A 17,440-nucleotide genomic window follows, 5' to 3' on the forward strand; every position below is an offset into this window, starting at 1 on the left:
GGAAAGGTGAAAAAATCAATTAAATCATGGTGGCATACCGACTGTAAACTATGCCGCAGAACCCGGGTTATTTTCTTGTGGTTAATATTAATGCTGCTTGCCGATTTTTTATGGTTTCATCTGGTATTTAGGGGCTGATATGGCATTGTACTGGTCGGATTCACAAGAAATTGCCTTGGCGTTGATGGAGCGGCATCCGCATGTGGATCCGCTGACAATACATTTTACCGATTTAAGGGACTGGGTGCTGGCACTGGAAGATTTTGCCGATGACCCTAAGCATTGTGGCGAACGGGTCTTGGAAGGGATCCAAATGGCCTGGTTAAGCGAGGTGGATTAATAGCGTTAACCATGATCCGCCAAAACCGTTCCGCGGCGAACGGGTTTTGGAAGGGATCCAAATGGCCTGGTTAAGCGAGGTCGATTGAGCGCGTTAACCATGACCCGCTTAAAATCGTTCCGCGGCGAACAGGTTTTGGAAGGGAGCCAAATGGCTTGGTTGAGTCAGGTGGACTGACCAGTGTGGCGCCTGCTCCCGTAAATCAAGGCCTGTAGGGCATTTTTTCGCCATTTACTTTTCTTGACCAACTGGTTGGCTTTTTTGTCGGCAAAACTTCCTTTATACTGTGCCCGCTTCATTTTTTGTCCGGATAAAATTCGCTATTAGCGCAAGAAAACGCATAAGAAAATGAACAATTTATAACGGCATCCGCTACAATTACTCACTCTAATCTAAGTTATATCATCACCTATGAATCAAAGCAGCAAAAGCAAAAAACGTCCGCTCTATATTCCCTACGCCGGTCCCGCCTTATTGGAAACCCCATTGTTAAATAAAGGCAGTGCCTTTAGCGCACAGGAGCGGGCAAGTTTTAACTTAACCGGCTTATTGCCGCCAAGTTATGAGACCATTGAAGAGCAGGTCGAGCGGGCGTATATGCAATACAGCAGCTTTAGCAATAATATCAACAAGCATATTTATTTGCGGGCGATTCAGGATAACAATGAAACCTTGTTTCACCGCCTGATCCAGGCGCATCTGGCGGAAATGATGCCGATCATCTATACCCCGACCGTCGGCGATGCCTGTGAGCAATTTTCCGATATTTACCGCAGCTCCCGCGGCTTGTTTATTTCTTATGCCGAGCGCGACCATATTGATGATATTCTGCGTAATGCCACCAAAAATAAGGTCAAGGTGATCGTCGTCACCGACGGCGAGCGTATCCTGGGTCTTGGCGATCAGGGTATCGGCGGCATGGGCATTCCTATCGGTAAGTTATCTTTATATACCGCCTGTGGCGGTATCAGCCCGGCCTATGCTTTGCCGGTGATGCTGGATGTCGGCACCAATAATGAAAAACTGCTCAACGATCCTATGTATATGGGCTGGCGTCATAAGCGTATCGGCCAGCAAGAATATGATGAATTTGTCGATCTCTTTATCCAGGCGGTAAAACGCCGCTGGCCTCATGTTATGCTGCAATTTGAAGACTTTGCCCAGCCTAATGCCATGCCGTTGTTAAACCGTTACCGTGATGAAATTTGCTGCTTCAACGATGATATTCAGGGCACGGCTTCGGTAACTGTCGGCTCCTTGCTGGCGGCTTGTCGCACTAAGGGGATGGCTTTGTCGTCGCAAAAAGTTGCTTTTGTCGGTGCCGGCTCTGCCGGTTGTGGGATTGCCGAGCAGATCATCAGCCAGATGATCAGCGAAGGCGCCTCCCCTGAGCAGGCCCGCAGCCAGGTTTATATGATTGACCGCTATGGCCTGCTAACCCAGGGCATGGACGAGTTACGGGATTTCCAGGCAAAACTGGTACAGGGTAAAGATGCCGTGGCCGCCTGGGATATTGAAGGGGAATATGCCTCATTGCTGGAAGTGATGAATAACGCCAGGCCGGATATCCTGATCGGTGTTTCCGGGCAAGCAGGTTTATTTACCGAGCAAATTATCCGGGCGATGAAATCCCATTGCGAACTGCCGATCATCTTCCCGTTAAGTAACCCGTCCCGCCAGGTGGAAGCAACGCCAGAGCAGGTGATTCACTGGACCGAAGGGGAAGTGATCATCGCAACCGGCAGCCCGTTTGAACCGGTCGATTATAAAGGAAAAACTTACCCTGTTGCCCAGTGCAACAACAGTTATATTTTCCCCGGCATCGGCCTGGGCATAGTGTCCGCCAATGTTAACCGCATTACCGATGAAATGTTGATGGTGGCCAGTGAAACCCTGGCCAATAACTCTCCGCTGGCCAATACCGGTGAAGGGGAGTTGTTACCGCCGCTGACAGCGATTGCCGATTTAAGCAAGGCGATTGCCTTTAATATCGGTAAGCTGGCGATGAAACAGGGGCTGGCGCTGGAATTGTCGGACGAAATGTTAACGGAAAAAATCGAACGTAATTTCTGGAAGCCTGAATACCGGGAATACCGCAGGATCAGTATCTAACCTTGCCTAAATCCCGGGCGGCGTAACTTAAAAATTACGCCGTTGCCGCTGAGGGGCTAATTGCCTTTTGCCGGTATTTCTTCACCGGCATCTATTTCACCGCCTTGTTTTTCTTCAGTTTCACTTATCGCTTTATCGCCGATTTCCGGTTTTAGTTTTTTGGCAAACTCCAGCTTAAGTAAATACAGACTGAAAAACATTTGGATCACCAGCGCGGTAATCGAGATATACCAGATATATTCCAGCGGGTAATTTGCTTTTTGGCTGAGCCAGAACACCGGCAGTGCAAAAATCACCAGGCGCAGCGACATACTGATCATCGAGGGCCAGGTATTGCCCATGCCCTGAAACATGCCAGAGCAGGTAAAGATCAGTCCGGCGGGGACAAAGTTAAAGGAAATAATCTGCAAAAAACCGCTGGCGACCTTGATCACCTCAGCATCCCGGGTAAAAGGTTTTAGCATCAGTTCGGGTGTCAGCAGGCAAAATAAAGAAAAAGACGCCATCATGGCACTGATCACCAAAGCGGAAACCTTAAAAGTCGACCTGACCCGGGAATACTGTTTTGCCCCGTAGTTTTGTCCCGCCAGTGCCGGCAGGGCAAAAGCAATCGCCATCGCCGGCATAAAAACTGCCTGCATCAAGCGCGAGCCTAAACCGAATCCCGCCTGGGCGGCAGAGCCAAAATCTTTGATGGCCCAGTAAATAATTGCCATATAAAAAAACAGCATAAAAAATTCACCACCGGAGGGAAAGCCTATGGCGAGGATGCGTTTGATCGGTTTGCCGGCGGGTATTAACAAGTTTTTATTAAAGGAGAAGTATTGTCCTACTTTAAGGAAATAAATAAACATCAGGACCACGGCCGCCGCCATGGCAATAGAGCTGGCCAGGCCGGCTCCGGCAACGCCCATGGCATGCCCGGTAAACCAGCCGGCGACTAATACCGGCGTAAGGATGATGTTTATAAAGACACTGATAAACTGGATCACCATACCGGGTTTGACGATACCCGCGCCCCTTAAGGCGGACGACATTACCACCAGCATAAATTGCAGTGCCAGGTTCGGCAGATAGTAATGCAGATATTGCTTGCCATCGTTAATCACTAAGGGATCTGATGACATTAACGTCAAATAATAATCGGCAAACAGGTAACCGGATAGCAATACCAATACCGTTAACACACCGGCAATAAACAGTGCCTGGTTGAAAATCACATCGACATCGGCTTTATCTTTTTTACCTATGGCCTGGGCCACCAGGGAGACGGTACCGACGGCGATTATTTGGGTCATGCCGATGATTAATAAGGTCAGGTTGCCTGCGGCACTGACCCCGGCAAGAGCCACCGGACCGAGCTGGCTGACAAAATAGAGATCGATAAGAAAATACAGGTTTTGGATCAAAATACTGATGCCGATAGGCAGGGAGAGATTGAGCAAATGTTTTAAAATGGAACCTTGGGTTAAATCTTTCATAGGGCTGCGGATTTATTTTTTTTGTTAGTCAATATCATTGTTTATGATCGTCCATGGGCTGTTAAGGCGGACAAAAAAGAGGGCTTTATTTTTTAAAAGGAAAACTTAGTAAGGTTAGGCTTTTACTAAGGCAACGTCCACTTATTTTCCCTGCCCTGGCCTTTGAAAATGTAAGTAACTATATCGCTTGCGTACGAAAGCCTATGCCAATAACAGGCATTAGGCGGGCTGTAACTGTTTTGACATTTTTTAACCCTTGGTTAATACGGATAATTGGTCTATAATCGCGCCAAAATTTTTACCAAGTTATTTAATTTTATATTTAAGAGGGCTGACAATGGCTATCGAACGTACTTTTTCTATCGTAAAACCTGATGCAGTAGCAAAAAATGTTATTGGTCAAATCTACAACCGTTTTGAAACTGCCGGTTTAAAAATCGTTGCTTCTAAAATGGTTCACTTAAGCAAAGAAAAAGCTGAAGGTTTCTACGCTGAGCACAGCGAGCGTCCTTTCTTTGGTGCTTTAGTTGAATTCATGACTTCTGGCCCGGTAATGGTTCAGGTGCTTGAAGGCGAAAACGCGGTACTGAAAAACCGTGAAATCATGGGTGCTACTAACCCGGCTGAAGCTTTAGCCGGTACTTTACGTGCTGACTACGCCGACTCAATCGACGAAAACGCTTGTCACGGTTCTGATGCTTTAGAATCAGCTGCCCGTGAAATTGCTTACTTCTTCTCTGATGACGAAATCTGCCCACGCACTCGTTAATCAAAGTTTAAAAGCAGATAAGCCGATGCTTTAGCTTCGGCTTAATAAGCCTTAAAAAGGATTTTATCGATTCGTTGGTAAAATCCTTTTGCTTTCTTTTAACCGGGCTGAATTTTGCCTTAGCCAATAACGATAAATAATATTTTTATCAGCGCAGTGCTTGTCATAGTGAGAAAAAGCGCGTTAATAAAAGTGTTATTCGTTGATTAAAATTGTCACTGTCGTATGAAAAGTGTACAATCTTGCCCCTTTTAAATTTGCTGTTTTGAGATCCCGATATGAATGAAAATATAACCGAATCGACTGCCAAGGTTAATTTACTTAATTTTGACCATCAAATGATGCGTGAATATTTTGCTTCTATCGGCGAAAAACCTTTCCGTGCCGACCAGCTGATGAAATGGATTTATCATTTTGGTTATGACGATTTTGAGCAGATGACCAACCTTAATAAAAAGCTCAGGGAAAAACTGCAAAGAAATTGCGAGATCAAGGCGCCGGAAATTTCCCAAAAGCAGGTATCAAACGACGGCACCATCAAATATGCCCTGATGCTTGAAGGCGGTCAGGAAGTGGAAACCGTATGGATCCCGGAAAATAACCGGGCAACCTTATGTGTGTCTTCCCAGGTGGGCTGTGCCCTTGAATGTACTTTCTGCTCTACTGCCCAGCAGGGGTTCAACCGTAACCTGTCGATGTCGGAGATCATCGGTCAGGTATGGCGTGTCGCCAACGATATCGGCGCTACCCGTATTGCCGGTACCCGCCCTATTACCAATATCGTGATGATGGGCATGGGCGAGCCTTTGCTGAACATGAAAAACCTGATCCCGGCGCTTGATACTATGTTAAACGACCTGGGTTACGGCTTGTCAAAACGCCGTGTGACCGTCAGTACCTCAGGTGTGGTGCCGGCGCTGGATATGTTAAAAGAGAAAATCGACTGTGCCCTGGCAATTTCCGTGCATGCGCCGAACAATGCCTTGCGCGACGAGCTGGTACCGATCAATAAAAAATATCCGCTGGAAGATTTCCTGGCGGCATCGGCCCGTTATATCGATGGCTCTAAAGCCAATAAACAAGTGACAGTGGAATATGTGATGTTAGATCATGTCAATGACAGCACAGATCAGGCCCATGAACTGGCCATTGCCCTCAAAGATACCCCGAGTAAGATCAACCTTATTCCTTTTAATCCCTACCCGGGGTCGCCTTATAAGCGCTCAAGTAATTCCCGTATCGACCGCTTCGACAAAGTGTTGCAATCTTACGGGCTGACGGTGATCACCCGACGTACCCGAGGTGATGATATCGACGCCGCCTGTGGCCAGTTAGCCGGTGATGTTCTCGACAGAACCAAAAGAACTGGAAAAAAACAGGTGAAAGCTGATGAAATTTCAGTAAAAATGGTGTGATAACATATTCGGCCAATGGCATCAGCTCGTTATGGATAAATTTAAACCGGTTATTTTTACCCTTACTGCATTAAGTTTGCTGTCCGGCTGCGTGACCCAGGAGTATGCCGGCGACAATACTCCTGTGGTGCAAAATGACTCCAGTAACGATGATATTGCCTTAACCCGGATTTCCCTGGCACTGGGCTACTTAAAAATGGGCAATACCACCCAGGCAAAATCCAACCTGGAAAAAGCCAAACGTTTTGCCCCTAAGCTGGTGCAGGTACATACCGCCTTTGCCCACTATTATGAAACCGTGGGGGAAAACAAACTGGCGGTTGAGGCCTATGAACAGGCGTTGTCCCTGGAGTCCGATGATGCCGATACCCTGAATAACTACGGGGTATTTTTATGCCGGCAAAACCGCCTCGAACAGGCGGAAAAACAGTTTCTTAAAGCTATTGCCGTACCCAGCTACCTGCAGGTGGCGCAAAGTTATGAAAACCTGGCGTTATGCCATTTAAAGGCTGATAACTTCAACCAGGCCGAGCAGTTTCTTGAAAAAGCCATTCAGCACAATCCCAGCAGGGCAGCTGTGATGTTGCAAATGGTCACCCTGCAATATGCCAGGGGAGATTACCGCCAGGCCCAGCTTTACCTGAAAAAATTTGAAAAATCGGTGCGCCGTTTCAGCGCCGAAGCCCTGGCACTGGCCTATAAGCTCTATAAAAAGCAGGGGAAAACCAGTGTTGCCAATAATTATGGCGTGATGTTGGTGAAAATGTTTCCAACCTCCTGGCAGGCGAAACAATATTTAGTTAATGAGCTGGCACAAATTCCCGCCGATGAATTGGCACTGCGTTATCAAAAAAGCGAACAGGGCCTGGCCAGTGCGAAAAAGCGTATAGTGGTGCTGTCTCCGGGTAAAAAACAGGCCGTTGCTAAAGCCGAAAATACTCGTCAGACCATAGCTAAGGCCGAGGAGAAGCCAAAACAAGGGCAAAAGCGCTCAAATGTTGCTTCACAGCCACAAACAACCATTACTATTCCGGTACATGTTGTAGAATACGGGGATAGTTTATTTTCCATTTCCAAGAAGTATAATATTTTTATGAGAAGCATTCAGCGCTGGAACAACCTTAAAGAGTCCAGCATCTTACGTGTAGGCGATGTTATTTATTTATCCAACCCGAACAAGGCGGCAAAATCCTGATGAGTGATGAAAACACCGCATCCGAATTATCCGAAGACATGGAAGTAATAGGCCCGGGACAGATGCTGGCGGAAGCCCGGATACAAATGGGACTGTCACAGGAGCAGGTTGCCGATAAGCTTAATTTTCGCCCGGGACTGGTGCGGGATATTGAAGCGGAAATCTTTGATAAATCCCTGCCGACGACGTTTAACCGCGGTTATCTGCGCAATTACGCCAAGCTGGTGAATATTTCCGTAGAGCAGGTGCTGGCCAGCTATGAAATGCTGGGAGTGGCCGAAGCCCAGGGAGCTGAGCTGCAAAGCTTTTCTAAAATTACCAAGAAGCAGGCGGAAACCAATCTGGTGATGTGGATCAGCTATCTGGTGATTGCCCTGCTGATTGGCTCTACCGTGATGTGGTGGTTGCAGGATGTTAAAGACGAAGATAACACCTTGAACCTGCCGCAGAAAGCGCCGGTCGAGACGCCAAAGGCAGAGACTGCAGCGTCCAGTACAGCCGGTACCAGCCAGGCGAATGAGCCAGAAACCGCAGCCAAGGCCTTGACTGCCTCACCAGAGCCGGATGAAAGCGCACAGCCGTCTGCTGTTGGCCAGGAGTCCTCAGCTGCTCAAGCCGAGTCTGGCGTTGGTGAGGTGAAGGACGAGATACAGGCAGAGGTGGCTGAGCAGGTGGAAAGCGCAGCCAGTGAAGTTGCGCAAATTGATACCCAGGACAGCGCAGCTGCAAGCGTGGATGAAACACAGGATTTAACGGCCCTGCAAATACAGGAGCAAGCCAATCCCATGTCTACCGCGGTATTTACTTTTTCCGGCGACTGTTATGTTAATATCTTTGACGCCACCGGGGAGCGCATTGCCTACGGTTTGAAAAAGTCCGGTTATGTGATGACCATTTCAGGTGTTGCCCCGTTAAATATCACCATAGGGCGCCCGGATCTGGTGGCCATTAATTTTGACGGCCAGGAAGTGGACATGTCCAATTATCCCGGCAGTAATATTGCTAAATTTAATTTACCCATGAACCCGCCGGGTCCGTAAAGGTTGTTCCTAACAGTTAAGAATGCCGGTAAGTTGAGTTAATTTGTTTTGCACTGGGTCGGGGTTGTCCCGGCTATTGCCTTAAAGAAATGTTGAATTGTTATGTTTAAAGAATCTCCGATCATCCGCCGCAAGTCCCGTCAAATCATGGTGGGCAATGTCCCCGTAGGCGGCGATGCGCCGATTTCGGTACAGTCCATGACCAACACCCTGACCACGGATGTGGCGGCCACGGTTGCCCAGATCAAATCGCTGGAAGCGGTCGGGGCGGATATTGTCCGGGTCAGCATACCGACCATGGATGCGGCAGAAGCCTTTAAAGAAATCAAAAAGCAGGTCAGGGTGCCGCTGGTGACCGATATTCATTTTGATTACCGTATTGCCCTTAAAGTGGCGGAATATGGCGCCGACTGTTTGCGCATCAATCCGGGTAATATCGGTAATGTCGACCGTATCCGCGCGGTAGTGGACTCGGCCCGTGACAAGAATATTCCGATCCGCATCGGGGTAAACGGCGGCTCGCTGGAAAAAGATATCCAGGCAAAATATACCGAACCTACGCCGGAAGCCTTGCTGGAATCGGCGATGCGCCATGTCGATATTCTCGATGGCCTGAACTTCCATGACTTTAAGGTCAGTGTCAAAGCCTCAGATGTCTTTTTGGCGGTCGGGGCCTATCGTTTACTGGCCAGGCAAATCGACAACCCGCTGCATTTAGGCATCACCGAAGCCGGCGGCCTGCGCTCCGGCTCGGTCAAATCTTCGGTTGGTTTAGGCCTGTTATTATCCGAAGGTATAGGCGATACCCTGCGTGTTTCGCTGGCGGCGGATCCGGTGGAAGAAATCAAGGTCGGTTTTGATATCTTAAAATCGTTGAAATTACGCAGCCGCGGTATTAACTTTATTGCCTGTCCGAGCTGCTCCCGCCAGGAATTTGATGTGATCTCCACCGTGAATGCCCTGGAAGAAAGGCTGGAAGATATTGTTACCCCGATGGATGTCTCTATTATCGGCTGTATCGTCAACGGCCCGGGGGAAGCCACGGTATCCGACCTGGGCTTGACCGGCAGCAGCAAAAAAAGCGGTTTCTATCTCGACGGCGTACGCCAGAAAGAGCGTTTTGACAACGACAAGCTGGTCGAGCAGCTGGAAGAGCGCATCCGCGCCAAGGCGGCGAAGCTCGATGAAAGCAAGAAAATATCGGTTAAAGAAATCGATTAATCACGATCCGGCGCGCATTTTCCGGGATAAGTTAATTCCACCGGCATTATTTACGTTTTGCCCTAATCTGCCTATAATGCGCGCAGTTATTTAATTCAAGATAAAGAGTACCCTATACGTGAGTAAAACTATTCAGGCAATTCGTGGCATGAACGATTGTTTGCCTTCAGAAACAAATATTTGGCAAATGGTGGAAGCGGTATTAGCACGTGTTGCCAGTAATTATGGTTTTGCCGAAATACGTATGCCGATTGTCGAGTCTACTGCCCTGTTTAAACGCTCTATCGGTGAAGTCACCGACATCGTTGAAAAAGAAATGTATACCTTTGATGACCGCAACGGCGACAGTTTAACCTTACGTCCCGAAGGCACCGCAAGCTGTGTGCGCGCCGGTAACCAGCATGGTTTGCTGTACAACCAGGAACAGCGTTTATGGTATATGGGGCCGATGTTTCGCCACGAACGTCCGCAAAAAGGGCGCTATCGCCAGTTCCATCAGTTTGGTATCGAAGCCTTTGGTATTGCCACCCCGGATATCGATGCGGAAATTATTTTGCTCTCTGCCCGCTTATGGAAGGAACTTGGCATCAATGAATTTGTCACACTAGAGATTAATTCATTAGGCTCTAATGAAGAAAGGGCGAATTACCGTGATGCCCTGGTTGAGTACCTGAAGGAAAAAGAGTCTTTATTGGACGAAGACAGCAAACGCCGTATGTTGACCAATCCGCTCAGGGTGCTCGACAGCAAGAATCCGGATGTACAGGCCGCTTTAGTTGACGCGCCTAAGCTTTCCGATTATTTTGGTGACGAAACTAGGCAGCATTTTGCTCAGTTGTGCCAGCGTTTAGAAGCGGCAGGCATTAACTATGTATTAAATGAGCGCCTGGTGCGGGGGTTAGATTACTACAACCGCACCGTGTTCGAATGGGTGACTGACTCCTTAGGCGCCCAAGGCACGATTTGTGCCGGCGGACGCTACGATGGTCTGGTAGAACAGCTCGGCGGTAAAGGTACGCCGGCATTCGGATTTGCGTTGGGGATTGAACGCTTAGTATTAATGTTAACCAGTTTGGATAAAGTTAATAATGTTCGCCCGCAAGTAGATGCCTATTTGATCACTTTAGGGGAAGGGGTTGATATCCGCGGTGCAGAACTCGCCGAATTATGGCGGGATCAGGTACCGGATATTCGCCTGCAGTGCCACTGTGGTGGCGGCAATATGAAAAAACAAATGAAACGCGCGGACAAATCCGGCGCCCAGGTTGCCCTGATCTTAGGGGAAGACGAACTGGCGCAGCAAAAGGTCACGGTGAAATACCTGCGCGGGCAAAATGAGCAGCAAAGCTTGCCGTTGGATGAAGTAGCAAGCTTATTAACGAATTTAATTTAAGGGTTAGTTGTGGAAATTTATCAAACAGAAGAACAACAAGTTGATGCCATCAAAAAATTCTGGAGCGAAAATGGTAACGGCATTATCGCCGGTGTCGTGTTAGGTTTAGGCGGATTTGTCGGTTTTAACTTGTACCAGGACAGTGTTTTAGAGCAGGAACTGGCGACCTCGGACGCCTATCAAACCCTGATCGAGTCGGCAGAAAAAGAGCCGGAAGCCTTCTCTGCCAAGGGCGATAAGTTTATCCAGGATAATGCTTCAACCAGTTATGCCTCGTTAACGGCGCTGGCGCTGGCCAAAGAAATGGTCGAGAAAAAAGACTGGGCGCAGGCGGAAAAATATCTGCAAACGGCGGCGGATAAGGCGCCAAGCGAAGGCATCAGGGCCATTGCCACTCTGCGTTTAGCCCGTATCCAGATTCAGCAGGAAAAACTGAGCGAAGCTTTGGCCAGCTTATCCGGCCAATTGCCTGAGTCTTTTACCGCTTCGGTACAAGAAATCAAGGGTGATATTTACCTGCAGCAGGAGAAAAAGGATCTGGCCCGTAATGCCTACCAGGCCGCCATTGATGCCGACGGTTTGGCGTCAAGCCCGGGTCTGCAAATGAAATTAGATGATTTGGCCCAGGTGATCAATCTGGGCGCTGTGGCACTTAACGATTCTAGCAGTGCTTCAGACAGCTCTTCAAATAAATAATGGGGCTTAATGTGGTATTAAAAACAACAGCCTTTAATAAAAAACTGTTGGCGCTATTGCTGCTGTCGACGGGCCTGATGGCATGTTCGTCCACCGATGAAGAAGACGAAGGTGAGAAAGTTGCCGAACTGGTCGAAATTCAGGAAAAATTTGAGCCGGAAGTGGTTTGGGATCGCAGCGTCGGCAATGGCGTAGAAGATTACTTCTCCCGTATCAAACCTGTTTCTGCCTACGGCAAAATATTCAGTGCCAGCCGCGAAGGTGAAGTGGTGGCGCTGGACAGTGCAACCGGTGACCAGGTTTGGGAGATCGATCTCAGCGACGTCAACCAGGAGCGCGGCTTTTTTGAAGGCAGCCGTTCGGCGCTGCTTGCCGGTGGTCCTGCCGCAGGCATGAATAAAGTGTTTATCGGCAGTGAAAACGGCGAAGTATTCGCGCTGGATGCCGAAACCGGGGAGCTTTCCTGGCAAGCGGCGATTAAAGGCGAAGTCATCGTAGCGCCGGCTTTTGACAGCAACACCTTAGTGGTGAACAGTGCTTCCGGCGTACTTAAGGCCTTTAATGCCACCACAGGCGAAGAGCTTTGGAAGATTGAACAGGAAGTACCGCCGTTGAGCCTGCGTGGCATCAGCGCACCTGCGGTCGCCTCGGGCGGGGTTGTGCTCGGCTCTGCCAGCGGTGAAGTCGGCGTTTTTCTGCTGGAACGAGGCCAGCAGGGCTGGGTGGCTGAAATCGGCGAGTCCAGCGGTTCTACCGAACTGGAACGCGTGGTGGATGTCGATTCAACGCCTTTGATTTTCGGCGATAAAATTTACTCGGTTTCCTCTAACGGTAACCTGGCGGCGATTGATTTACGCAGCGGCCGTATTTTGTGGAAAAGGCAGTATTCTTCTTATCGTCAGTTGGCGATCAGCGGCAATACCTTGTTCCTGACCAATACCAGCGGCCATGTTTATGCCATCGACCGTATCAACGGCCTGGAGCGTTGGAGCAACCTGAGCCTGACCAACCGGGGCGTTACCGGTCCTGCCGCCGTCGGCAATTATGTCGTGGTAGGGGATTTTGAAGGTTACCTGCATTGGTTAGATCAGGAGACCGGGGAAATTGTCGCCCGGCACCATGTTGACGGCAGCGGCATTCATGCTACGCCAACGGTCGCTGAGCAGATCTTGTTTAGCCAGGCCCGCGACGGTGAGCTGCAGGCCATAAAAACCCCTTAGGGCGTTTTGAACTAAAATTATAGACGGCTCCGGAGTATTTGGCTCCGGGGCCGTTATTCGTTATTAACGTAAAGTTTTTAATCTACTGTTTATTAGAAATATTGAGGTGATCATGCTTCCTGTAGTAGCTCTTGTTGGGCGTCCCAATGTTGGCAAGTCAACGTTATTTAACCGGCTGACCCGCAGCCGGGATGCGTTAGTGGCCGATTACCCCGGCTTAACCCGTGATCGCCAGTACGGCCAGGCGGAAGTGGAAGAACATCCCTTTATTGTTATCGATACCGGCGGTATCCACGGCGATGAAGAAGGCATAGATGCCCTGATGGCGGAGCAGTCATTGATGGCGATTGAAGAAGCCGATGCGGTGCTGTTTTTAGTCGATGCCCGCGCCGGGTTAACGTCTGCCGATGAAGGCATTGCCTCTTATTTAAGAAAGCAAAATAAAACCGTGTTCCTGGTCGCCAATAAAGTGGACGGTATCGATGCCGACTCGGCGGTGGCGGAGTTTTATGCTTTATCTTTAGGGGAAACGGTACATCAGATCGCCGCTGCCCATGGCCGTGGCGTTACCCAGCTGCTCACCCTGGCCCTGACGCCGCATATCGAAGCCCTGGGGCAGGAGAAAGGCGAAGAAGAGGAAGTAGAGGTCGCCGAAGGGGAAGAGGCAGATCTGGAAGGTCAGCCGGATGAAAATGACGGCATCAAGCTGGCTATTATCGGTAAACCTAACGTTGGTAAGTCAACACTTACCAACCGTATCTTAGGTGAAGACCGGGTGGTGGTTTATGATATGCCGGGTACGACCCGTGACAGTGTTTATATCCCGATGGAGCGTAACGGCCGGGATTATACCCTGATCGATACCGCGGGGATCCGTCGCCGTAAAAATGTCACCGACGTGGTTGAGAAATACTCGGTCATTAAAACGCTGCGGGCGATAGAAGATGCCAATGTCTGTTTACTGGTCGTCGATGCCCGGGAAGGGTTAAGCGATCAGGATTTAAGTCTGCTCGGTTTTATTCTTGAAGCCGGACGTTCGCTGGTACTGGCGGTGAACAAATGGGACGGACTGGATGAAAGCGTGAAAGACCGCATTAAGTCGGAATTAGACCGCCGCCTGGGGTTCATCGACTTTGCCCGTATCCATTTTATTTCCGCCCTGCACGGCACCGGTGTCGGTCATTTGTTTGAGTCGGTTGAAGAAGCCTTTGTGTCCGCCACCAAGCGGATTTCCACTTCTATGGTCACTAAGATCCTGGACATGGCGGTATTTGACCATCAGCCGCCGATGCATAACGGCCGCCGTATCAAGCTTAAATACGCCCATGCCGGTGGTTATAACCCGCCGATTATTGTCATCCACGGTAACCAGGCGAAAAAACTGCCGCCGTCTTATAAGCGTTACCTGATGAATTATTACCGCAAGTCGCTGAAGATCATGGGGACACCGATCAAAATCGAGTTCAGGGAAACCTCGAATCCATTTGCCGGTAAGAAAAAACTGACTTATACCGAGCAGAAGAAAATAGCCCGGGCAACTCAGGGTTATAAAAAAGATTGATGTTAACCGGGGTCAGGTGATTTTGCTGAAATCCACCTGACCCGCATTGATTTCCCCTGCCGTTTCCTCGAAAATGCTTCCCGTCAAATTGAGCTGAAGCTGACTAAATAGGGTTGCTTTTAAGGGCTAATTTTACTACTGTAAAAAATTATTTCGCGTAAGTGATTTTTACTTATGGCAAGCCTTTTGTTTTTCACCATGTGTAAAGGAAGTTATGGTTAATAAGCCCACCCAGGTTGATATGGTAAGCCGCTTGAACCGTAATCTGGGCTTATTGCAGGCCGGGGCCGTCGTTACCATAGATGTTACCACTCCCGCCGGTCAAAAAAGTAAATTCAGAACCACTTTTATCGGTTACCTGCCGAAACAGTATGTCTTAATCCAGATCCCCGATGCCAATAAGCTGGGCAACTTTGGTAAATATATCTACCAGGGGGCCAAGGTCACGGTACGCGGTTTAATCGAAGGGCGGGAAGGAGCCGTGGTGGCTTTTGTCAGTGAAATACGCCAGACCTTGCAAATCCCTTCACGCCTGATGGTGCTTGATTTTCCCAGGCAGGTTACCTTGCAGAAATTACGCACCAGTATCCGTATTGACACCGAAATTATTGCCAAGGTCAAAGTCAAGCAGGAATACTGGACCGGCATTATCACGGACTTGTCCATTAGCGGTTGCCAGCTGCAAATCGTTAATGGTGAGGAGCTGATGCTGCTCAATGAAGATGAACTTGAGATCACCATAGAAGATGAGCAGGCAGCAGCGAACGTTAAACTTGAAGCCAAGGTGTGCAACAGCAAGCAGCTGAGCAACGGCATTTCCTTCGGGGTTGAATTTAACGATAGCAGCCGGGATTCGGTGACCAGCCTGCTCCATGATACCCTGGATGGCAAAGCGGAATAAAGCTGCCATCTGTTTCTCCCCGGGAGGCTGCTGTTTATCGTTTTGTGCTCTTATTAAGTCTTCCTAAGGAATTAATTGATAATTATACAAAAATTTTTCCTTATTTTACGCCTGGTTATTATTTAGCCGTTATACTGAAAATGCAGCGGAAAATTCTGTACGCTATCAAGTGCATTGAATAAGCAGCATTTTGTTAACAGTAACTAACTTAGGTATCGAAAGAGATCAAGATGAATAAAGGAACAGTGAAGTGGTTTAATGCGGAAAAAGGCTTTGGTTTTATTACCCCTGAGGGCGGCGGCAAGGATATTTTTGTCCATCATTCTCAAATCCAGAGCGGCGGCGGTTATGCCAGCCTGGATGACGGACAGGAAGTGAAATATGAAGTCGGCGAGGGGTTAAAAGGCCCTTGTGCCAATAATGTAATGCCTGCTTGAGTTGTTAAGTTCTAATATCAGCCAAGTACAGTGCCGGGTTACGGATCACCAGGTGTTGGCAGTCCGTAACCTTGCTTTGAATCCCTTAGATTTTTTATTCCTTATTCGCTAACACCCGGGCATTAATTTGTCCTTTCGATAACTGGATAGCGATACTATCTCCGCTCTCAACTTCCCGGCTGTCCCTGAGAATATTTCCCTTGTCATCCCTTACTATGCTGTAACCCCGCGCCAGGGTCGCCAGGGGGCTGACGATATGCAGCTGTTCAATGATAGAGGCAAACTGCTCGCCTTTTTGCCGGTAGATGCGTTTGATGGCGTTAATGATCCGCTGTTCATTTTGCTGTGCCGTCTGCGACATCTCGGTGATGTGTTTTTGCGGCGATAAATGCATTAAGCGGGTATTGAGCTGCTCGGGGGCTAAACGAAAGCGTTGTTGTTCCCGCCCGATCGCCTGTTTTAGCCGTATCGCCAGTTCATCGGATTTTTGCTGCTGGCTTTGCAGTTGCTGCTGCGGGTGTACCTGGTTTAACCTGTGCTGCAGGTTAACGCTGACTTTTTGCCGGTCGCTAAGCTCGCGTCGGGCGGCGATGGTTAACCTGTGTTTCAAGCCGGCGAGCTTGTCCAGCAATTCGCTTTTATCCTGGGATACCAGTTCGGCGGCGGCAGAAGGGGTTGGGGCGCGAAAATCGGCGACGTAGTCGGATAAGGTGGTATCGATTTCATGGCCTACGGCGCTGATGGTGGGGATTTTACTTTGGTGGATAGCCCTGACCACGGCTTCCTCGTTAAAGCTCCATAAATCTTCTAAAGAGCCGCCTCCGCGGCCGACAATAAGCACATCGCATTCATTTCTGCTGTTGGCCTGGCTGATGGCATGGCAGATATCGTTGACGGCGTATTCCCCTTGTACCAGGGCCGGATAAATCACGGCGCTGATGGCCGGGTTGCGGCGCTTAAGCACGGTTAAGATATCTTTGACTGCGGCGCCGGTAGGTGAGGTGATTATACCTACGGTGTTAATGCCCGGCGGCAACAGCTGCTTGGTTTGCTGGGCAAACAAACCTTCGGCATTTAAACGGTTTTTTAACTGTTCAAACTGCTGGCGCAACAGGCCGTCGCCGGCATCTTCCATCTGTTCGAGGATCAGCTGAAAGTCGCCCCTGGGCTCATATAAAGAAACCCGGGCTTTTACCAGTACCTGCTGGCCGTTTTTCGGTTGCAGGCGCACCCTTTGGTTATTGCCTTTAAACATGGCGCAGCGCACCTGGGATCTGGCGTCTTTGAGGGATAAGTACCAGTGCCCTGAGCCGGCGGCAACGAAATTGGAAATTTCCCCCGTTAACCACACGGTATTAAGTTCGCTCTCCAGGATAAAGCGGACTTTTTTGGTGAGTTCGCTGACCTGTAGGATATTCTGCCTGCTCATATATGAAGGTGCTTTACTGTGTTTTCATTATTGTGGCGGGAGTATATCAAAGGAAGAAATGAAGTACACAATTAGCCGGTTTTTCGGGAGAAAAAATGCCCGGTTTATTGTCGGCGGAGGGCATTTTTTCAAGTGTTTTTTCGGCCCGGCGGATGTTTTTTCAGCAGCAGGCATCTTAGTGGGAGCTACTGTTTTTCTTTGGTTTTTTAAGAATCAGTCAGGATGTTTTA

Annotated in this window: 15 protein-coding genes; 13 read left to right on the forward strand and 2 right to left on the reverse strand. The window is 49.0% G+C overall.

All coding sequences use genetic code 11. The features are described 5' to 3' along the window. Window positions 1-139: 139 nt before the first annotated feature. Both iscX and SG35_RS04345 read left to right on the forward strand, forming a co-directional pair. Complete coding sequence (iscX, locus tag SG35_RS04340) at window positions 140-340, forward strand: Fe-S cluster assembly protein IscX (protein WP_044831867.1); 201 nt, start codon at window positions 140-142, stop codon at window positions 338-340. 411 nt (window positions 341-751) lie between these two features. Continuing rightward, window positions 752-2,452, forward strand: a complete 1,701-nt coding sequence (locus SG35_RS04345; RefSeq protein WP_044831866.1) for an NAD-dependent malic enzyme — start codon at window positions 752-754, stop codon at window positions 2,450-2,452. Between the two features lie 56 nt (window positions 2,453-2,508). Here SG35_RS04345 and SG35_RS04350 read toward each other — a convergent pair whose 3' ends face one another. Then, window positions 2,509-3,933, reverse strand: coding sequence for an MATE family efflux transporter (locus SG35_RS04350; protein WP_044831865.1), 1,425 nt, complete (start codon window positions 3,931-3,933; stop codon window positions 2,509-2,511). Window positions 3,934-4,270: 337 nt separating this feature from the next. On the opposite strand from SG35_RS04350, the gene ndk reads away from it, so the two are divergent. The 11 genes from ndk to SG35_RS04405 all read left to right on the forward strand — a co-directional run bounded on the left by ndk (window position 4,271) and on the right by SG35_RS04405 (window position 15,781). Further along, window positions 4,271-4,702: a nucleoside-diphosphate kinase gene (ndk, locus tag SG35_RS04355; RefSeq protein WP_044831864.1), complete on the forward strand. Its 432-nt coding sequence runs from the start codon at window positions 4,271-4,273 to the stop codon at window positions 4,700-4,702. A 278-nt stretch (window positions 4,703-4,980) separates the two neighbouring features. Further along, window positions 4,981-6,117: a dual-specificity RNA methyltransferase RlmN gene (rlmN, locus tag SG35_RS04360; RefSeq protein WP_053042899.1), complete on the forward strand. Its 1,137-nt coding sequence runs from the start codon at window positions 4,981-4,983 to the stop codon at window positions 6,115-6,117. Between the two features lie 31 nt (window positions 6,118-6,148). Then, the gene (pilW, locus tag SG35_RS04365; RefSeq protein ID WP_053042898.1) at window positions 6,149-7,312 is read left to right on the forward strand and encodes a type IV pilus biogenesis/stability protein PilW; all 1,164 of its coding nucleotides are present in this window, start codon (window positions 6,149-6,151) and stop codon (window positions 7,310-7,312) included. Further along, the gene (locus SG35_RS04370) at window positions 7,312-8,352 is read left to right on the forward strand and encodes a RodZ domain-containing protein (protein WP_044831863.1); all 1,041 of its coding nucleotides are present in this window, start codon (window positions 7,312-7,314) and stop codon (window positions 8,350-8,352) included. The genes pilW and SG35_RS04370 overlap by 1 nt, the downstream gene beginning before the upstream one ends. Before the next feature lie 102 nt (window positions 8,353-8,454). Beyond that, on the forward strand, window positions 8,455-9,573 hold the full coding sequence (gene ispG / locus SG35_RS04375) for a flavodoxin-dependent (E)-4-hydroxy-3-methylbut-2-enyl-diphosphate synthase (RefSeq protein ID WP_044831862.1): 1,119 nt from the start codon (window positions 8,455-8,457) through the stop codon (window positions 9,571-9,573). Window positions 9,574-9,691: 118 nt separating this feature from the next. Beyond that, the gene (gene hisS, locus SG35_RS04380; protein ID WP_084692609.1) at window positions 9,692-10,966 is read left to right on the forward strand and encodes a histidine--tRNA ligase; all 1,275 of its coding nucleotides are present in this window, start codon (window positions 9,692-9,694) and stop codon (window positions 10,964-10,966) included. Between the two features lie 9 nt (window positions 10,967-10,975). Beyond that, on the forward strand, window positions 10,976-11,662 hold the full coding sequence (locus tag SG35_RS04385) for a YfgM family protein (RefSeq protein WP_044831860.1): 687 nt from the start codon (window positions 10,976-10,978) through the stop codon (window positions 11,660-11,662). An 11-nt stretch (window positions 11,663-11,673) separates the two neighbouring features. After that, on the forward strand, window positions 11,674-12,882 hold the full coding sequence (gene bamB, locus SG35_RS04390; protein WP_236702543.1) for an outer membrane protein assembly factor BamB: 1,209 nt from the start codon (window positions 11,674-11,676) through the stop codon (window positions 12,880-12,882). A gap of 112 nt (window positions 12,883-12,994) precedes the next feature. Continuing rightward, entirely contained in the window at window positions 12,995-14,443 is a 1,449-nt protein-coding gene (der, locus tag SG35_RS04395) for a ribosome biogenesis GTPase Der (RefSeq protein ID WP_044831858.1), read from the forward strand. Window positions 14,444-14,657: 214 nt separating this feature from the next. Beyond that, on the forward strand, window positions 14,658-15,344 hold the full coding sequence (locus tag SG35_RS04400; protein WP_044831857.1) for a PilZ domain-containing protein: 687 nt from the start codon (window positions 14,658-14,660) through the stop codon (window positions 15,342-15,344). Window positions 15,345-15,574: 230 nt separating this feature from the next. After that, window positions 15,575-15,781: a cold-shock protein gene (locus tag SG35_RS04405; RefSeq protein ID WP_044831856.1), complete on the forward strand. Its 207-nt coding sequence runs from the start codon at window positions 15,575-15,577 to the stop codon at window positions 15,779-15,781. 94 nt (window positions 15,782-15,875) lie between these two features. On the opposite strand, the gene xseA is transcribed toward SG35_RS04405, so the two are convergent. Beyond that, window positions 15,876-17,210, reverse strand: coding sequence for an exodeoxyribonuclease VII large subunit (xseA, locus tag SG35_RS04410; RefSeq protein WP_044831855.1), 1,335 nt, complete (start codon window positions 17,208-17,210; stop codon window positions 15,876-15,878). Window positions 17,211-17,440: the final 230 nt, after the last annotated feature.

Source organism: Thalassomonas actiniarum, assembly GCF_000948975.2.
In the GTDB taxonomy this organism is placed as follows: Bacteria; Pseudomonadota; Gammaproteobacteria; order Enterobacterales; family Alteromonadaceae; genus Thalassomonas; species Thalassomonas actiniarum.